The organism is Pseudoalteromonas lipolytica (genome assembly GCF_001306915.1).
GTDB lineage: Bacteria > Pseudomonadota > Gammaproteobacteria > Enterobacterales > Alteromonadaceae > Pseudoalteromonas > Pseudoalteromonas simplex.
Genome location: NZ_LJTC01000002.1, coordinates 207036 through 224698, shown reverse-complemented (window position 1 = coordinate 224698; position 17663 = coordinate 207036). Strand labels below are relative to the sequence as shown.

Genomic DNA, 17663 nt, shown 5'->3' with positions numbered 1-17663 from the left:
AATGCCAAAACGTACCGACATAAAAAGCATTCTTATCTTAGGCGCGGGCCCGATCGTAATCGGTCAAGCTTGTGAATTTGACTACTCTGGTGCACAAGCGTGTAAAGCACTACGAGAAGAAGGCTTTCGAGTAATTCTTGTAAACTCGAACCCTGCAACTATCATGACTGACCCTGAAATGGCGGATGCGACGTACATCGAACCAATTCACTGGGAAGTGGTAGAGAAAATCATTGAAAAAGAAAAGCCAGATGCAGTACTACCTACTATGGGTGGTCAAACAGCATTAAACTGTGCGCTTGATTTAGACAAGCACGGTGTACTGGCAAAACATGGTGTTGAGCTAATCGGTGCAACTGCTGATGCAATCGATAAAGCTGAAAACCGTGAGCGTTTTGACGTAGCAATGAAGAACATTGGCCTTGAGTGTCCGCGTGCAGAAATCGCTCACTCAATGGAAGAAGCACACGATGTACTTAGCCGCATCGGTTTCCCATGTATCATTCGTCCATCATTCACTATGGGTGGTACCGGTGGTGGTGTTGCATACAACCAAGAAGAATTTGATGAAATTTGTGAGCGTGGTTTAGATTTATCACCAACAAATGAACTTCTAATCGACGAATCGTTAATCGGTTGGAAAGAGTACGAAATGGAAGTTGTTCGTGACAAAAACGACAACTGTATCATCGTATGTTCTATCGAAAACTTTGACCCTATGGGTGTTCACACGGGTGACTCAATCACGGTTGCTCCTGCGCAAACACTAACTGATAAAGAATACCAAATCATGCGTAATGCATCGATGGCGGTACTTCGTGAAATCGGTGTTGAAACAGGTGGTTCAAACGTACAGTTTGGTGTGAATCCAGTTGATGGCCGTATGGTTATCATCGAGATGAACCCACGTGTATCGCGTTCATCTGCATTAGCTTCAAAAGCAACCGGTTTCCCAATTGCGAAAATCGCTGCAAAACTAGCTGTAGGTTACACCCTTGATGAGCTTCAAAACGACATCACTGGCGGTAAAACACCAGCGTCTTTCGAGCCGTCAATCGACTACGTTGTTACTAAGATCCCACGCTTTAACTTCGAAAAATTCGCAGGTTCAAACGACCGTCTTACAACACAGATGAAATCTGTGGGTGAGGTTATGGCGATTGGTCGTAACCAACAAGAGTCGCTACATAAAGCATTACGTGGTCTTGAAGTTGGCGCAACGGGCTTTAACCCAATTGTTGCTCTTGATGATCCGAAAGCAAAAGAAAAAATCATCCGTGAATTACGTGAGCCAGGTGCTGAGCGTATTTGGTACGTTGCTGATGCAATGCGTCACGGTATGAGCGTAGAAGACGTATTCGAATTAACTAAGATTGACCCTTGGTACTTAGTTCAAATCGAAGACATCTTAAAAGACGAAGCAACAATCAGCGAAGTAGGTATGGCTGGTTTAAATGCTGAGTTTTTACGCAAGCTTAAGCGTAAAGGTTTTGCTGATGCGCGTATCGCTGAAATTGCCGGTGTTTCTGAAGCAGAAATTCGTAAGAAGCGTCACCAGTTAGCTATCGTGCCTGTATATAAGCGCGTTGATACCTGTGCTGCAGAGTTCAGCTCAGACACAGCTTACATGTACTCATCTTATGATGAAGAATGTGAAGCGAATCCATCTGACAAAGATAAAATCATGGTAATCGGTGGTGGTCCTAACCGTATCGGTCAAGGTATCGAATTCGATTACTGTTGTGTTCACGCAGCATTAGCTTTACGTGAAGACGGCTATGAAACAATCATGGTTAACTGTAACCCTGAAACTGTTTCAACTGACTACGATACATCTGATCGCTTATTCTTCGAGCCAATCACGCTTGAAGATGTATTAGAAATCGTACGTGTTGAAAAGCCAAAAGGTGTTATCGTTCAGTACGGTGGTCAAACACCACTAAAACTTGCTCGTGAGCTTGAAGCGAATGGCGTGCCAGTTATTGGTACTTCACCAGATGCAATCGACCGTGCAGAAGACCGTGAGCGTTTCCAACAGCTTGTTGAGCGTCTAAACCTTCTTCAACCAGAGAATGCAACGGTTACTTCTTTAGAAGAAGCGATTGTTAAGTCTGCTGAAATTGGCTTCCCACTGGTTGTACGTCCTTCGTACGTACTAGGTGGTCGCGCGATGGAAGTGGTTTATGATGAAGACGATTTACGTCGTTACATGACTGAAGCAGTATCAGCGTCAAATGAAGCGCCAGTACTACTTGACCACTTTTTAGATAACGCAATCGAAGTTGACGTTGACGCTATCTGTGACGGTGAGCAAGTAATCATCGGTGGTATCATGGAGCACATTGAGCAAGCAGGTGTTCACTCAGGTGACTCAGCGTGTTCATTACCAGCTCACTCACTAACTGCTGAAGTACAAGACGTAATGCGTAAGCAAGTGACAGATATGGCACTAGAGCTTGGCGTAGTAGGTCTGATGAATACACAGTTTGCTGTGAAAGACGGTAAAGTTTACTTAATCGAAGTAAACCCACGTGCTGCGCGTACAGTACCGTTCGTTTCAAAAGCGACAGGTATCGCACTTGCTAAAGTAGCGGCACGTTGTATGGCGGGTCAGTCGCTAGCAAGCCAAGGTATTACAAAAGAAGTAATCCCTCCTTACTACAGCGTAAAAGAAGTGGTACTGCCATTTGCTAAGTTCCAAGGTGTTGACCCAATTCGTGGCCCAGAAATGCGCTCAACGGGTGAAGTTATGGGTGTTGGTGAAACTTTCGCCGAAGCATTCGCAAAAGCACAATTAGGTGCAAGCAACACTTTACCACGCGGTGGTCGCGCGTTACTATCGGTACGCAACAGTGACAAACCACGTATCGTTGAACTAGCTAAAACCATGACTGATCTTGGTTTTGAGCTAGATGCAACAGGTGGCACTGCAAAAGCACTTGAAGAAGCTGGTATTGCAGTTCGTCGCGTGAACAAAGTATACGAAGGTCGTCCTCATATTCTTGATAGAATTAAAAATGGTGAATACAGCTACATTGTAAACACTACTGAAGGCCGCCAAGCGATTGAAGATTCGAAGGTGTTACGTCGTGGTGCGTTACAGCATAAGACTAACTACACAACGACTCTGAACGCGGCATTTGCTAACTGTACTGCAAACCAAGCAGATGACCGTAGCAAGGTGACGTCAGTTCAGGAACTACACCAGCGAATGAACTAAGGAAATGTGCCAAGGGCGAGGCAATCGCCCTTGGGATTAAGTGAGAATAATATGCAATCAATTCCGATGACAGTTCGTGGTGCAGCATTACTGCGCGAAGAACTTAACGAATTAAAAACAGTTACCCGTCCAAAAATCGTTGCTGATATCGCTGAAGCACGTGAGCACGGTGATTTGAAAGAAAACGCTGAATACCACGCTGCTCGTGAGCAACAAGGTTTCTGCGAAGGCCGTATTCAAGAAATTGAAGCGAAGCTTTCAAATGTGCAAATCATTGATGTAACTAAAATGCCTAACACAGGTAAAGTTATTTTTGGCACAACGGTCACTATCGTTAATGTTGAAACCGATGCTGAAGTAAAATACCAAATCGTAGGCGATGACGAAGCAGATATCAAAAACAACCTGATCTCTGTTAACTCACCAATCGCGCGTGGTTTAATTGGTAAAGAGGTAGATGATGCCGTTATCATTAAAACGCCAAACGGTGAAGTAGAGTACGAAATCATTGAAGTTGAGTATATTTAGTAGCTTAACCAAGCATTGAGAAAAACCGCAGTTCACACTGCGGTTTTTTTATGCCTGTTTACAGGCGTGGATTTATTCGGTACGTTGGCTACAAACTGTTGCAATGAAGGAGTAATAATGGCGAAAATTCAGTATCCTAAACCACTTGTTCAAGGTGATAAAATAGCCATATGTGCTTTTTCATCAGGTGTTGATAAAGCCTTTCATGAGCGCTTAGACATAGTACTTAATGGCTTAACAGCCAAAGGTTTTATTGTTGTTGAAGGTGCCTGCTTACGTCAGTCACACAATAGTGCAAAGCAACGTGCTGATGAGCTCATGCAGTATTTAACTGATGATTCAATCGCAGCCATCATGCCGCCATGGGGGGGCGATCTCACCATGGAAATTTTACCGCTTCTCGATTTTAATGCGATAAGTAAAGCAAAACCTAAATGGTTGGTTGGCTTTTCAGATATCAGCACGTTTGCATGTGCATTAACCACTCGTTGTGGCTGGGCAACCTTGCACGCTGCGAATTTAATGCAAATTCACCCTGACGATTCCGATGTTTATTTAGCAAATATATTCAGTGCCATGTCACTTGAAGAAAAACAGCAATTGCATCAAGTTGCTTCGCCTTTTTATCAGCAAAAGCAAATTGATTATAAAGCTAAGCCTGAGGCTCAATTTGACTATACTGCTCCTAGCCAATGGCGCTGTATTAACTATAAAGATAAACGCCAAATTGAAGTGTCTGGTCGCTTAATTGGCGGCTGTTTAGATACCTTAGGTCTGTTGTTACCCTCTAATTACTATGCATTGCATGAGTTTAAAAAACAGTATGCACCAGAGGGGTTAATTTTATACCTAGAAAATGCAGAGCTCAGTCCAATGGCCCTTGCACGTTGTTTGTTATCGTTAAAGTTGAATGATGTTTTTACTGATGTAAATGCGGTGGTATTCGGCCGCAGCCCTGCAATTAATAACGACTGCTACTTTGATGAATACCAAGCAATAGAGCTCGCATTTAAAGGCAATTTGTTCCCAGTTATTGTTGATGCCGACATTGGCCACGTAGCCCCTAATTTAGCATTAATTAATGGTGCTGTTGCCACAATAACTGCAGATTTGTGTGAAGGTATGGCGAGTAATGTGGTTGTGAAGACAATATGTAATTAAAGGAAGCTCTGATTGGCTAGAACTAGGTGATCAAGTTTGGTTTTGGGAGATATTAGTGTGAAAGTAAAATTATTATTGCTTGGCATGATATTACTTTTGTCCTGTTCAACTGCGAAAAGTGCTCTTTATGTAAATTCTGAAAGTTGTACAGTGAAGTTAAATAACACAGAAAAAAAACTGGGGTTAATTACTCCATGCAGTTTAGTGAAAGTTCATGATAATTTATTGAATTTTAAGAAATATGGTGAAACAGAGGTTTATATTATTTCTGGGGCACCATCACCGTTAGATAAGCTGTCGAGATGGTCCGTAACAAAAGAAGATAACTGTTCACTAGAATATCAAGCTGTTATTGTTAATAATGAAACACTATCATTATCAAAGGTGAAGGATAAAACCTTGGTTTGCCCTAATTTAGGCTTGGATGAAAAAGTGTATAGGCAGTTTCTATCTGATTAAAAGCTTATAAGCTCATTTATAATAGCCATTTAAAGTTACGCCTACATTAAAAGGCGTAACTATTAAGGTTTGTTAAACAATCTTAATTACAGAATTTTTATCTAAACGCGATTTTGGTAATGCAGCATTATAATCTTGCTCTGGCTCGTGATAACCAATAGCGAGTGCCACCTCACAAACATAGTCGCCTAATTCATCTGCAAAAAGCTCACCGAGTAAGTCTTTATCGACACCTTCCATCGGTGTTGAGTCTAAACCTAAACGAGCCACTGTATGCATGGTATTACCTAAGGCAATGTAGGTTTGCGCTTTAGTCCAAGCAGCGTTAACACCTTGCTCATCAGTATTTAAATCAACAAAGGCGAAGGCGCCAAATGCTTGCTCTTTGTTTTCTGCTTTTGTACGGCCATTAGCAATATCGGCATCAATTACTTTTTCATAATCAGCACGTTTATAGCTTGGGTTATAAGCAAATAAAATGGTGTGTGATGCCGCTTTTGCATGAACTTGGTTAAACTGAAACTTATTTGCAAAACTATCATGCAGACGCTGTTTACCTTGCTCTGATTCAATGACCACAAACTTCCATGGTTGAGAATTAATAGACGATGGCGATAAACGTAATGCTTCTAAAATTACAGCTAAGTCTGCTTGGCTAATTTGTTTTGAAGCGTCGTAACGTTTACTAGTATAACGGCGTTGTAAGTCAGAAATGATTGGGTGTGTCATGATTTGCTCCCGCATGTATAACAATTAGGTGCAGTTTACGCCTTGCATACTTTACGATAAAGCGCATAATCGAAAAAACATTATCAAAAATTTTTAGTTAATATGCTGGTTGAAGATCTTAAATTAATCCTCAAGGTGGCTGAATTTCGCAGTATTACAACCGCGGCAGCCAAATTAGACATGCGAGCTGCTACCGCCAGTGCGGCAATTAAACGTGTTGAAGCAGCGCTGGGGGCTGAGTTATTTGTTAGAACTACTCGTCATTTGCGTTTATCTGCGGCAGGGGAGCGCTTTTTACCTCAGTGTCAGCAAGCAGTGCTCATGCTAGACCAAGCCACACTCGCGTTAAAAGGTGAGCATGATGAAATTGAAGGAGAACTAAGAGTCGCATTATCTTCAGATTTAGGCCGCAACATCATTATCCCATGGTTAGATGAGCTACTTGATGAGTATCCAAAGCTGAGTATGCGCCCGCATATTAGCGATAGTAATGTCGACTTTTACCGAGACTCCGTTGATTTTGCCCTTAGGTATGGCTCGCCATCCGACTCAAATTTGTATGGCTTTAAAATTTGTAATGTTCCGCGGCTGTTATGTGCAACCTCGAAGTACATTGCCGAACATGGCGCGCCGACACATCCCGATGAATTAAATCAGCATCAAGGCCTGTTTTATCAACTACAAGATATCATCAATAATGTCTGGGAATTTACCGATGGAACCGAGCGTTTTAAGGTGAAAATGCAAGGCCGCCGAGCATCTAATGATGGTGATTTGGTAAGGCGTTGGTGCGTGGCTGGTAAAGGCCTAGCGGTTAAATCATGTATTGATATCAGTGATGATTTACTAAGTGGGCGGGTAGTGCCCGTGATGCAAAATTATCCTCACTTATGTGCTGAGCTTTGGCTAATATGCCCAAGTCGACAGTCCATTACACCCGCGGTTCGTCTAGTGCGTGATATATGCCGAGAAAAAACCAAGGCGATCCTCAATCAACTGATTGAAAAAGGCATATTAGATAAGCGGGTACTCGATAACTAATTACTTTAGGTATAGAATAGCTTGGCTTATTCATCTTATTGATTAAGCAACATTCTCAGGGCGGGGTGAAATTCCCCACCGGCGGTATACTTTAAATTTAAGTGAGCCCGCGAGCGCTTTAACTTTGGTTAGAGGTCAGCAGATCTGGTGAGAGGCCAGAGCCGACGGTGATAGTCCGGATGAAAGAGAATATAGTTTATCTATAAAACAGTAATTGGCTGCCTGCGGGTGGTCTTTTTTGCTGTGCCTTTCAATGTCCTGAATCTTTTCATATTTAATTTAATAGGTATTAAAAATGATGATTCAGTCTTCTTTACTTAGCCAATTTGGCGAACCACTTGAACGCGTTGAACGTGCTATTGCTGCCTTGCAGCAAGGTGAAGGCGTACTTGTAGTAGATGACGAAAACCGTGAAAACGAAGGTGATTTTGTGTATTCAGCACAGCACCTGACCACAGAGCAAATGGCCATGATGATCCGTGAAGGCAGCGGTATTGTGTGTCTTTGCATGGGCGATGAGCGTGTTAAACAGCTTGATTTACCACAAATGGTTGAGCATAACACCAGCCAAAACAAAACAGCTTATACAGTGACCATTGAAGCTAAAACGGGCGTGACAACCGGCGTTTCAGCAGCTGATCGTGTAACCACCATTAAAGCGGCAACAGCTGACAATGCAAAGCCTGAAGATTTGTCTCGTCCAGGACATGTGTTTGGACTGCGAGCACAAACGGGTGGTGTATTAGTGCGCCGTGGCCATACCGAGGCATCGGTTGATTTAATGCAGTTAGCGGGTTTAACACCGTTTGGTGTTATTTGTGAATTAACGAATCCAGATGGTTCAATGGCTCGCTTGCCTGAAGTAAGCAAGTTTGCCAGTGAGCACAATATGCCTGTTGTATCGATTGAAGATTTAGTTGCCTATATCCAAGCAACGCAAAAACAGGCTTGCTAAAAGCTTTAAGCCGTAAGTAAAAAAATAAGGCCACTCTTGTGGCCTTTATTTATTGTAATTTCTCAATAGCTTGTTTAGCACTTTCACTGTCAGGATTAAGTTTTAGCGCACTTTTGTAACTTGCTAATGCTTTTTGTTTATCACCAGCTGTTAAATATGCTTCACCTAAACTGTCAAACGTATTTGCTGAATCTGGATAAGATTGATTGTTGAGTTCAAACACCGTTATTGCGGCGTCTAGCTCATCCATCTGCATTAATTCATAGCCAAAGTAGTTTAGCGACCTTTCTCTAGGCGTATTACCCTCACTCACCATTTGCTGATAGGTATTCTTTAGCCCTGCAATACCTTCACGTTTAAATGCGTTATAAAGTTTACTATCTGCATGCTCTGTCGCTTTTTCGTAGGGTTTGCCATAGTAGATTGCAAGTAAGCCATTAGTCATGGGTGTGAGTGGCGCACCACCGGTGTTATTTAAAATAATAACCAGTAATTTGTCTTCGATTATTCTACTTATAAATGCATTAAAACCATTAATACCACCGCCATGTTGGATACGTGTTAGGGGTTTTCCGTAGGTGCTTTTATCAAGGTTTGTAACTTCCCAACCAAGCGCATAATTTCTTTGCTCAGAAACTTGATACATCTGTTTTTTATATTCGTTGTTCAATAACTTATCTGTGTAGAGAGCTTGATCCCATTTTAGTAAATCTCGTGCTGTTGAATACATTGACCCAGCAGCATACGGGATAGACATATCTAAATAATCAGTATTGCTATAACCTGCTAGGCCATTGTCGTAACCCGATACGCGAAATTTAATGATTTTATTGTGAGAGTCATAGCCTGTATCCTTCATATCGAGTGGATCTAAAATATTCTTCTGTAATACGTCTTGATATTTTTGACCTGTTACCTTTTCGATTACCGCACCTAAAATAAAATAGCCAGAGTTGCTATAACGAAATTCAGTGCCAGGTTCGAACACTAGATCATCACTACATAATAAGCGAATAAATTCATCAACACTGTAAGGGTTTCGGCTGTACTCATCACGAAACGATTTTGCCTGAGTATAATTTCCAAGACCTGAGGTGTGATTAAGTATTTGCCGAAGGGTAATTTTAGTGGCTATATCTTTTCTGTAATCAGGGAGGTATGTTGCAAGGTGATCATCGAGTTTGAGTTTACCATCTTGTGCCAATTGCAGAATTAACATGGCGGTAAACTGTTTGGTAATTGAACCAATTCTAAATTTACTTTTATTACTATGTTTTATACCCCATTCAAAGTTGGCATAGCCAACGCTTTGTTCAAACAGTACTTTTCCATCCTTTGCAACTAACACATTGCCATTAAACTGCTTAAAGTTATGAAAGCCATTAATAAAGTCAGCCATCTCTGCTTGCATGTTTTGGCTATGTGCGAGGCTTGAAATTGCGACTAAATAAAAAACTACAAGTAGTCTTAGTTTATTAAAGAATATGTTCATTGCTTTCCTTGTTATTTGTTGGTTACATTAATCGATGTAATACTTCATTGCGCATGGCTTGATTGATAAGGCTGACCATTCTGGTGTGGTTCAAATTACTGTAATGCACTACAGATACACTCTTATTTTGAAGCGCTTGCCAATAACCAGCTGGGCTTATTGGGTCTGCGTTACTGACATAGAGTGTGGTTCTATTAGCTGATTGTTTGCTGTTCAGTAGGGCGAATAAATCAAGCTGTGTTTCATCAATAGCACTGTTTTGAATTACATTTTTTGCTGCGTTTTTAAAATCATTATCTTTGACAAAGTAGCTTAAGGTGGGGTGATAATTTTTAGCTACGGACATTAATGCGGTGTCAAAATGCACTATTGGTGCAACCATTATCTGTTGCTTTACATTAGGCATTTGCTTTGCAAGTTGCACTGCGGCAATACTGCCCATTGAATAACTTAAAATATCAATTTGTTGGTATTGGTTGGTATTTAAAAAATGCTTTAATACATCAAGACTATTTAGACCAAACTTGAATTCACTATATTGATTGCTCGCAGGCATAAGGATAACATCTTTGCCAGTAAAATGGCTTAGCCAACGAGCTTGAAAGCTATAAATCAAACTACTCACACCATAACCTGGGAATAGTATAATTGCTGAATCGTTTTTCTGTTTGGCACCATTTATAGAGGTCAAAGTTGTTTCAAATGTTTCCATTTCCTCTTTTGATTTAAGTTGAAAAGTTATGCCAAATTGTTCACCTTGCTCAAAATATTCGATTAAATCATTATGGGAAAATATTCTAACTGCTAAACATTCATGTGTAGTGTTACATGTTTTTCGAGGTATACCTTCGTAAACGGTATTCAACATTGGGTCGTCAGGGCCACCGTAAGATATCTCTTCAACAGGTTGAGTGATTTGATAAGCAATAAAACTCTGACAACCACTGAGGACTGAAATATAAAAAATGCAGAAGATAAAGCGCATAATTCCCTTTGTTGTTATTGTAGTATTTCCATTTCTTACAATAACTTAGCAACCCCGCAGTAATAATGCAATTGGATAATATTTATTCAAGGGTTATATGAAGCTGCAATTACCACCTAGCGGTAAATCCACGGTTATCTATGTGAACAAATCCACCGTGGTGGGATGCGGGTTTATAGCGGCCAATACCGCCATTATAGCGGCTCTGTATTTGGAACTTTTCAAACACTTTATAAAGCACATCAACATCAGCAACCGTTAGTTTGCCATCGCCGTTTAAATCGTCCATTCGGCCATCACCATCTTCGTCTATATATAGGTCGAAGGCATCGCCGTATTGGTGTCGGCTGTGTTTGCCATTACCAATTGAGCGATTGTAATGGGGTGTTCTATAGCCGCTGATAAAGGCAAATTTGCTGACTTTAATCCCTTCATTTTGTACAAACGAGAGCAGATCTTCGAGCATCATCAAGCCATCGTTGTTGACATAAAGGTATTTTGGAAAGCCACTCACTTGCTTACAAATTACATTTTTAATTTGCACATGAGGAGTCAGCTGGCGTGTTAGGTCTTTCTCAAAAATTTCTATAAACCCGTTTGGTGCACTGTATTGTGTATAGCCTTTATAAGGGGCAGGGTAGAGGCCTATTTGATAACTATTCAATTGCTTATTGTTAGCATTGAATGGTTTTTTCACTATAACGAGTAAGCGTTTGCTCGTTTTGTTGTTACTCAGTACTAGGCTATAAAACCCTGCATTTTCTGGCGCATAAACGGCAATGCTATTTGGCCCTAATCGCTCTGTCTCAACATCTGAAACTGCAGTTGGAGCAAAATCAGCCGTGTTATCAAGTGTTAGCACTTGTTTTGCATCAAGTACAAGGCTGTGCAGCGAGTCAGTTAATTCAATGGCAGCAACAGAACATGTAGTTAACGCTAAGCACACACTAAAAATAATACGGCTGAAATACATAGTGACCTCTAAATTGTATTGTTTGCTAATGGCGTGGTGAGTGCTTTTAATAACGCGCCATCACGATTATAAACGTCGGTATAAAATTGTAGGCCCTCGTCGTTACCCGCAACGGTCCAATACATTAAAAGTACATCCAGCGGTTTTGATAAGCTGACTTTTTTAGTTTCTTTTGCAGCAATGGCGTCATCAATTTCACTACGGCTCCAATTATCTGAGGTTTCTAATATTTTCTCAGCTAAGGTGAATGGGTCATCAACTCTTACACAGCCGTGGCTAAATGCACGTTGGTCTTGCTGGAATAAACTTTTTGCAGGGGTATCGTGCAAATAGATTGAGTATTTATTTGGGAACATAAACTTGATTTGCCCTAATGAATTATTCTCTGAAGGCTGTTGTACAAACCAATACGGGAAGTTTTTGCGGCTAGCATTCGGCCAATCAATACTCTTGCTATCAACTGGGTTACGGCGACTATCAACCACAACAAAGTCTTTCTCGTTTAAGTAATTTGGGTTTTCTTTCATTTTTTTGATGATGCCACCTGAAATACTCCGCGGTACTGTCCACGTTGGATTCATCACGATATAACTCATTTGCCCTTTAAATATTGGTGTTTTGGTGTAGTTTCTGCCTACAACTACGTTGGTTTGCCATTTCAATTTGTTGTCTTCAAACAAATACAGAAAGTAGCCTGCGATATTTACCACTAAGAAGCGCTCTGTGAGCGTGTTATCAACCCAACGAATGCGCTCTAGGTTTACTAAAATATCATTAACGTACTCACTGTAATCTTTGTTGAGTAGTTTTAACGTCGCATTGCCAATCACACCATCATCAGCAACTTGATGGGCATTTTGAAAGCGTTTAACTGCTGCGACTAGCTCATCGTTATAATCAGTGGCATCACTGTTACTGCCGTCAAAATACTTTAGTCGTTTTAACTTTTGTCTTAAATGCGGTACTGCTGGGTCTGATTGTCCGGGTTTTAATACCTTATTTTGCAGTGCGAAGTCAGGTAACTCGCCAGTGGCATCAAGCTCTCGATAAAACACAAGTGCGGCTTTTAAGCGCTTATAATGAGGCAAAACAGGTTTTAGGTTTTCAAGTCCTTTATCAAGGCTTTTTGATTTTACATGTTTGAGTAATGAGGCCGCTGCAGCATCTGGGCTGACATCAAACTGTTCATAGTTCCATGTGGCTGCCAATTGTTTTGGATTTACTTTTCCGCGAATTAAATGTTTTGCATAGGTCATGACGGCATCTGTCATTAGAACATCAAACTGTGCTTCGACGGCATCTGCTCCGCGTTTCTCTATTTCGTTGGCCAGCGCCATTAATGTATCAAAGTGATAGTCGTTAGGAGATAGCCCTTCAAGTTCTGCTTGCGCAATTAAATTTAGCGCTTGTTTGGCATATTTGTTGTCATCCCATACTCGTTCAAAACTATTTGCTTTATAGGTGGCAACAGTCATTTCAGGGGAATGGATATGCTGTCCTTCTATACTGTGAGATTCACCAATCAGAATAGGTTCAAGCTGTTGTTGCAAGTATTGGTTCTCAGCAAGCACTGGCATACAAATTGATAAACAACTGAGCAAAGCTGTGTAGCGCAGAATTTTCATAGCTATGTCCTTATAACGTATTTAGTTATTTTTTGAATTGTTTCTTTTTTGCTCATTTAAGCTTAGCAAAACAACAGGATTTATAGGAACATATTTTTAAATAAAAAACGCTTGGCAAATAAGCTTGCCAAGCGCTCGGTTGGGATTTTGAGAGGGGATTAATGACTGGTTGTTTGTAATTTTGCTTCTGGCTCTGCTTTTTTACCTCTTAGCTTGCCAATTAAGCGTTTGAAGTCTTCTAACGCGACGTACTGACAAGGGATTAAAATAAGCGTAATGACCGTTGCAAATAACACCCCGAATGCTAGAGATACAGCCATTGGGATAACGATTTTTGCTTGTAAGCTTGTTTCCATAATGATTGGTAATACACCAATAAAGGTTGTAATCGAGGTCAGTAATATTGCTCTAAAACGGCGGGCACCGGCTTGCATTACCGCTTCTTTGATTGCAACACCTTCGGCGCGGGCTTTATTGACAAAGTCGACCATCACTAGCGAGTCGTTTACGACAACACCTGCAACAGCGATGATACCGAATACTGATAGGCTACTCATTGTCATACCTAAGATCATGTGGCCAAACATTGCACCAATGACACCGAATGGAATAACCGACATGATGATAAATGGCTGTGAGTACGAGCGTAGTGGAATAGCAAGTAACGCAAAGATAATCATCATTGATAAAGCAAAGTCACGTACTTGTTCTGCAACACTGTCCATTTCTTCTTGAATACGACCGGCTACATTACTTTCTACACCTGGGTAGCTTTTCAGTAGGCTAGGTAAGTATTCGTCACGAATTTCTTTTGCAATGGCAAATGGTTCAGCTTGGTCAGTATTAACCGCAGCCCAAACGTTTATAGTACGTTTAGCGTTCTCACGGCGAATACGGTTTACACCATCTACAATGTTAACTTTAGCAACTTCAGCAAGCGGTACTTCAACACCCGTTGGCGTGATGATACGCGCATCTGTGATGTCACTTACTGCGTTACGCGATTCACGAGGGTAGCGGATCATTACTTTGATCTCTTCACCGTCACGTAAAATACGTTGTGCTTCTAGGCCGTAATAGCTAAAACTAACTTGTGATGCCACATCTGAAAGGGTTAACCCTAAGCTGTAAGCAAGTGGTTTAAGTTCAAGTTGAACCTCGTCAGTTGCAGATTGTAGTGAGTCATTTACATCGCCTACGCCTTGCATGCTATTTAGCTTTTCTTTTAACTTTGCAGCCACTTCTTTGAGCTTATTGATATCTTTGCCTTCTAAGCGAAAGCTAACATCACCGTCATCACGGCCGCCATTCATGATACTGTCTTCAATATTAAGCGTTTTCACACCTGGCAATGGTGGCATTTGTTCGCGCCACATTGCACTTAATTGGAAGGTATCAATAGGGCGTAAGTCCGGTTCGACCAAAATCGCCATAATGCGTGCACTTGTACGACCGCGTAAACTAACCGATAAATCGCGGATCATCGCTTGACCATATTGCTCTTCAAGTTGCTTATCGACATCTAAAATCAGCTTTTCAATGGTTTGCGCTGTCTCAAGGGTTGCTTGCTCAGAAGAAGATAAGTTCATTTCAACTGAGATACGCGGGAAATCATGTGGAATTTTAGGATTCGCAACAAATTTCACTAAGCCACCAGCGAACATACCGCCACTAACAATAAGTACACAGATAAAGCCAACAATCACGGTGTAACGGTAATGAATACAGCGACCAATAAATGGTGTGTAGTAATTATCAACAAAGTTCTTGAGGCCTTTATCCATACCTAAACGTAAGCGATGTAATGGATTTTTAGGGTTCGCAGGTTTATTTTTCATTGCCGCTAAGTGAGCCGGTAGAATCAGTTTTGACTCAATTAGTGAGAAAATTAAACATAGGATAATTACACCACCAATGGCTTTAGAAAACGCAGAGCCAGGGCCTGATGCCAGTGTTTGTGGTAAAAATGCGGCAATTGTAGTTAACACCCCAAAGGTTGCAGGAATAGCAACGCGTTTTACGCCGCGGACTACGTTATCTAGGCTATGACCGTGCTTTTCAATTTCAGCACTGGCAGACTCACCGACGACAATAGCATCATCAACGACTATCCCGAGCACCAGTATAAATGCGAATAAAGAAGCTAAGTTAACAGTGATATCAATAAAGCCAAGTGGCATCATTAAAAATGCACCTAGGAATGACACAGGTAAGCCCATCATTACCCAAAACGCTAAGCGTAGTGGTAAAAATAGCGCCAGTACCACCATCACTAAAATACCACCCCAAATCATGTTGTCGATCATCATGTTTAGACGACCTTCAAGGTAGTAAGTTAAATCAACAATCGGTGATAGTTTTACACCTGCTGGTAACTGTGGTGCTTTATCTGCTAGGTATTTTTTTAATACCGCAGCAACTTTAGTGATGTCTTGATCTTTCGACGCATTTACTTCAAAAGTCAGTGAGTTTTTACCGTTGTACTTAGAGTATTGTAAGCCTTCTTCAAAGCCGTCGTTAATTGTTGCTACATCACCTAAGAAAACTTGAGCGCCATCTGGTAAGTGTAATAAAGGCAGATTTTCGAACTCTTTACCACGATATGCTTGGTTTTCAACACGCATTGAAATGTAGCCATTTTCAGAGCGAATTTGACCTGCAGACATATTGGCAGAAAAGCTGCGAACGGCTGTGGCAATATCACGGAAAGTTAAACCATACTCACGTAGCTTATCTGGGCTAATTTCGATGCCAATTTCGTAGTTTAAGCCACTGTAAAAGTTGACCAAGTTAATTTGTGGTAAAGCTTGTAGCTCATCTTTAATATCATTACCAAGTTCTTTGAGCTGGTAGTTACTCATATCGCCATACAGCGCGAGTATCATCACTTCTTGCTCAAACTTTTCGCGGCGAACAATTGGGCGTTCCATCTCTGCAGGGAAGGTATTGATTGAATCAACCTGCATCTTAATTTCATCGAGTACTTCTTGCGGGTCGTACTTTTCTTCGATTTCGATCCAAGCTTGTGAAAAACCACGGTTCGAATAGGTAATTAAACGTTTAATGCCTTCGAGGCCTTCTAAAGACTCTTCGACCTTAATGGTGATGCCTTCTTCTACCTCTTGCGGCGCAGCCCCTGGGTAGACAGCTTGAATACTGATCCAGTTACTCTCAAATTGTGGGAACATTTGCTTACGCACCGACATTGCCGTCAATAAGCCACCCACTAAAATGAAAATCATAAGTAAGTTTGCAGCAACTGGGTTGCGAGCAAACCAGGCAATAAGCCCTTTTTCTCTGTGCGTGGTCATGGCTTATTCCTCTTTTAACGCTAACTGCGTTGTTGGCACACTCAGTGTTGCGTCATCTAACTTGACCGCCATGCCTTCAGTTGGGTATTCAAGTGCCGATGTAATAAGTTGCTCACCGTTAGCAAGGCCATTATCGGCGATCACCATGCCATTTTGTTCGCGAACGATGTTAAGTGTTTTAAAGGTAAGCGTTTCGCCATCTTGTAAAACAGCGACTTTTTTATCTTTAACTAAATGGTGCGGAACAACAATCGCGTTGTCTAACGCTCGGCCTTCGATAGTGGCGTTAATGTATGAGCCAAAACGTAATGGCTGCTTTTGCTCATAAGGCGTTGCTACTTGTGCTACTAAATAATTCATGCGGCTACGTTGGTCAACAACTCCTTCGCTACGAACAATAGTTGCTTGCCACGTTGTTTGTTTACCTGCAAATTCAGCATTAATTGATACGCTTGCACCAATTCCTTGGTTATTTAGGTATTGCAGATCTTTATCAGCAACAGGCAAACGAATTTCAGCCAGTGACGTTGAGCTCAGGCTACCAAAGCTGTTACCTGGGTTTACCACACTACCTAGACTAATCAGGCGTTCGTCGATAATCGCATCGTAAGGCGCTTTAATGTATGTGCGCTCAAGATTACGTTTAGCGCGTTTAACACTCGCTTGCGCAGCGCGGTAACTTGCAAGTTTTTCAGCAAGTTGTGGTTTACGTAAATAAAGCTCAGAAGGGATAACTTGGTTTGAGTCACCTTTGATGCGGTCCCACTCAGCTTGCGCAACTGACACCTGTGCACGTTCTATCTCAAGTGCAGAGCTTGCTTGGGCTAGTCCAGCTTCTGCTTCAATGAGTGCTGCTTCGTAATCATTTGGGTCAATACGTGCTAGAATGTCGCCTTGCTTAACAAATCCACCTTGTACGAATTGATCTGATAACGACACAACCTGACCACTTACTTGCGCAACAAGCTCAGTTTGGTTTTTAGGTTTAACTATACCGTATGATTTTACATCGAGGGTAATGGCGTCAAAGCTTAACGGTTTGATTGATACAAGCGGGCGCAGATCTTGTTCTGGTTTTTCTACTGGCGGTTGCTTCATTGAGGCAAATGCGAATGCCATTCCAAGTCCGCCGACTAATACGGCGATAGGGAGAATGATTTGTTTTTTACTAGCCACGGGATAGT

The 17663-nt window shown here is 41.4% G+C and carries 13 protein-coding genes and 1 riboswitch; of the genes, 6 read left to right on the top strand and 7 right to left on the bottom strand.

The features are described 5' to 3' along the window. Nucleotide 1 precedes the first annotated feature (1 nt). From carB to AOG27_RS02870, 4 genes are all read left to right on the top strand, one after another. Nucleotides 2–3220: a carbamoyl-phosphate synthase large subunit gene (gene carB / locus AOG27_RS02885; protein ID WP_054551508.1), complete on the top strand. Its 3219-nt coding sequence runs from the start codon at nt 2–4 to the stop codon at nt 3218–3220. A gap of 51 nt (nt 3221–3271) precedes the next feature. Further along, on the top strand, nt 3272–3748 hold the full coding sequence (greA, locus tag AOG27_RS02880) for a transcription elongation factor GreA (RefSeq protein ID WP_054551507.1): 477 nt from the start codon (nt 3272–3274) through the stop codon (nt 3746–3748). 117 nt (nt 3749–3865) lie between these two features. Beyond that, nucleotides 3866–4909 (top strand): S66 family peptidase, encoded by a 1044-nt coding sequence (locus AOG27_RS02875; RefSeq protein WP_054551506.1) that lies wholly within the window; start codon nt 3866–3868, stop codon nt 4907–4909. A gap of 57 nt (nt 4910–4966) precedes the next feature. Then, nucleotides 4967–5368, top strand: a complete 402-nt coding sequence (locus AOG27_RS02870) for a hypothetical protein (protein WP_152967105.1) — start codon at nt 4967–4969, stop codon at nt 5366–5368. A gap of 72 nt (nt 5369–5440) precedes the next feature. Here AOG27_RS02870 and AOG27_RS02865 read toward each other — a convergent pair whose 3' ends face one another. Continuing rightward, entirely contained in the window at nt 5441–6097 is a 657-nt protein-coding gene (locus AOG27_RS02865) for a nitroreductase family protein (RefSeq protein ID WP_054551938.1), read from the bottom strand. 102 nt (nt 6098–6199) lie between these two features. Here AOG27_RS02865 and AOG27_RS02860 point away from each other — a divergent pair, with 102 nt between their 5' ends. Next, nucleotides 6200–7138 carry a LysR family transcriptional regulator gene (locus tag AOG27_RS02860; protein ID WP_054551504.1) on the top strand — a complete coding sequence of 313 codons (939 nt, stop codon included), beginning with the start codon at nt 6200–6202 and terminating at the stop codon, nt 7136–7138. Nucleotides 7139–7185: 47 nt separating this feature from the next. After that, nucleotides 7186–7333: riboswitch (FMN riboswitch) on the top strand. A 106-nt stretch (nt 7334–7439) separates the two neighbouring features. Continuing rightward, nucleotides 7440–8093, top strand: coding sequence for a 3,4-dihydroxy-2-butanone-4-phosphate synthase (ribB, locus tag AOG27_RS02855; RefSeq protein ID WP_105180530.1), 654 nt, complete (start codon nt 7440–7442; stop codon nt 8091–8093). Between the two features lie 49 nt (nt 8094–8142). Here the strand turns inward: ribB and AOG27_RS02850 are convergent, their stop codons facing one another. The 6 genes from AOG27_RS02850 to AOG27_RS02825 all read right to left on the bottom strand — a co-directional run bounded on the left by AOG27_RS02850 (nt 8143) and on the right by AOG27_RS02825 (nt 17655). Then, nucleotides 8143–9585 carry a serine hydrolase domain-containing protein gene (locus AOG27_RS02850; protein ID WP_054551503.1) on the bottom strand — a complete coding sequence of 481 codons (1443 nt, stop codon included), beginning with the start codon at nt 9583–9585 and terminating at the stop codon, nt 8143–8145. A 22-nt stretch (nt 9586–9607) separates the two neighbouring features. Then, entirely contained in the window at nt 9608–10570 is a 963-nt protein-coding gene (locus tag AOG27_RS02845) for an alpha/beta hydrolase (protein WP_054551502.1), read from the bottom strand. Nucleotides 10571–10679: 109 nt separating this feature from the next. Further along, a complete protein-coding gene (locus AOG27_RS02840) occupies nt 10680–11543 on the bottom strand; it encodes a D-Ala-D-Ala carboxypeptidase family metallohydrolase (RefSeq protein ID WP_054551501.1) in 864 nt (287 codons plus the stop codon). An 8-nt stretch (nt 11544–11551) separates the two neighbouring features. Continuing rightward, on the bottom strand, nt 11552–13168 hold the full coding sequence (locus AOG27_RS02835; protein ID WP_054551500.1) for a L,D-transpeptidase family protein: 1617 nt from the start codon (nt 13166–13168) through the stop codon (nt 11552–11554). A gap of 158 nt (nt 13169–13326) precedes the next feature. Continuing rightward, nucleotides 13327–16479, bottom strand: coding sequence for an efflux RND transporter permease subunit (locus AOG27_RS02830; RefSeq protein ID WP_054551499.1), 3153 nt, complete (start codon nt 16477–16479; stop codon nt 13327–13329). Nucleotides 16480–16482: 3 nt separating this feature from the next. Beyond that, complete coding sequence (locus AOG27_RS02825) at nt 16483–17655, bottom strand: efflux RND transporter periplasmic adaptor subunit (protein ID WP_054551498.1); 1173 nt, start codon at nt 17653–17655, stop codon at nt 16483–16485. Nucleotides 17656–17663: the final 8 nt, after the last annotated feature.

What these genes read in the sequence shown, in the direction of transcription:
- AOG27_RS02840 (WP_054551501.1), bottom strand. Translation starts at nt 11,543, where the DNA reads ATGTATTTCAGCCGTATTATTTTTAGTGTGTGCTTAGCGTTAACTACA.
- carB (WP_054551508.1), top strand. Translation starts at nt 2, where the DNA reads ATGCCAAAACGTACCGACATAAAAAGCATTCTTATCTTAGGCGCGGGC.
- AOG27_RS02830 (WP_054551499.1), bottom strand. Translation starts at nt 16,479, where the DNA reads ATGACCACGCACAGAGAAAAAGGGCTTATTGCCTGGTTTGCTCGCAAC.
- AOG27_RS02850 (WP_054551503.1), bottom strand. Translation starts at nt 9,585, where the DNA reads ATGAACATATTCTTTAATAAACTAAGACTACTTGTAGTTTTTTATTTA.
- AOG27_RS02835 (WP_054551500.1), bottom strand. Translation starts at nt 13,168, where the DNA reads ATGAAAATTCTGCGCTACACAGCTTTGCTCAGTTGTTTATCAATTTGT.
- greA (WP_054551507.1), top strand. Translation starts at nt 3,272, where the DNA reads ATGCAATCAATTCCGATGACAGTTCGTGGTGCAGCATTACTGCGCGAA.
- AOG27_RS02860 (WP_054551504.1), top strand. Translation starts at nt 6,200, where the DNA reads ATGCTGGTTGAAGATCTTAAATTAATCCTCAAGGTGGCTGAATTTCGC.
- AOG27_RS02845 (WP_054551502.1), bottom strand. Translation starts at nt 10,570, where the DNA reads ATGCGCTTTATCTTCTGCATTTTTTATATTTCAGTCCTCAGTGGTTGT.
- AOG27_RS02875 (WP_054551506.1), top strand. Translation starts at nt 3,866, where the DNA reads ATGGCGAAAATTCAGTATCCTAAACCACTTGTTCAAGGTGATAAAATA.
- AOG27_RS02865 (WP_054551938.1), bottom strand. Translation starts at nt 6,097, where the DNA reads ATGACACACCCAATCATTTCTGACTTACAACGCCGTTATACTAGTAAA.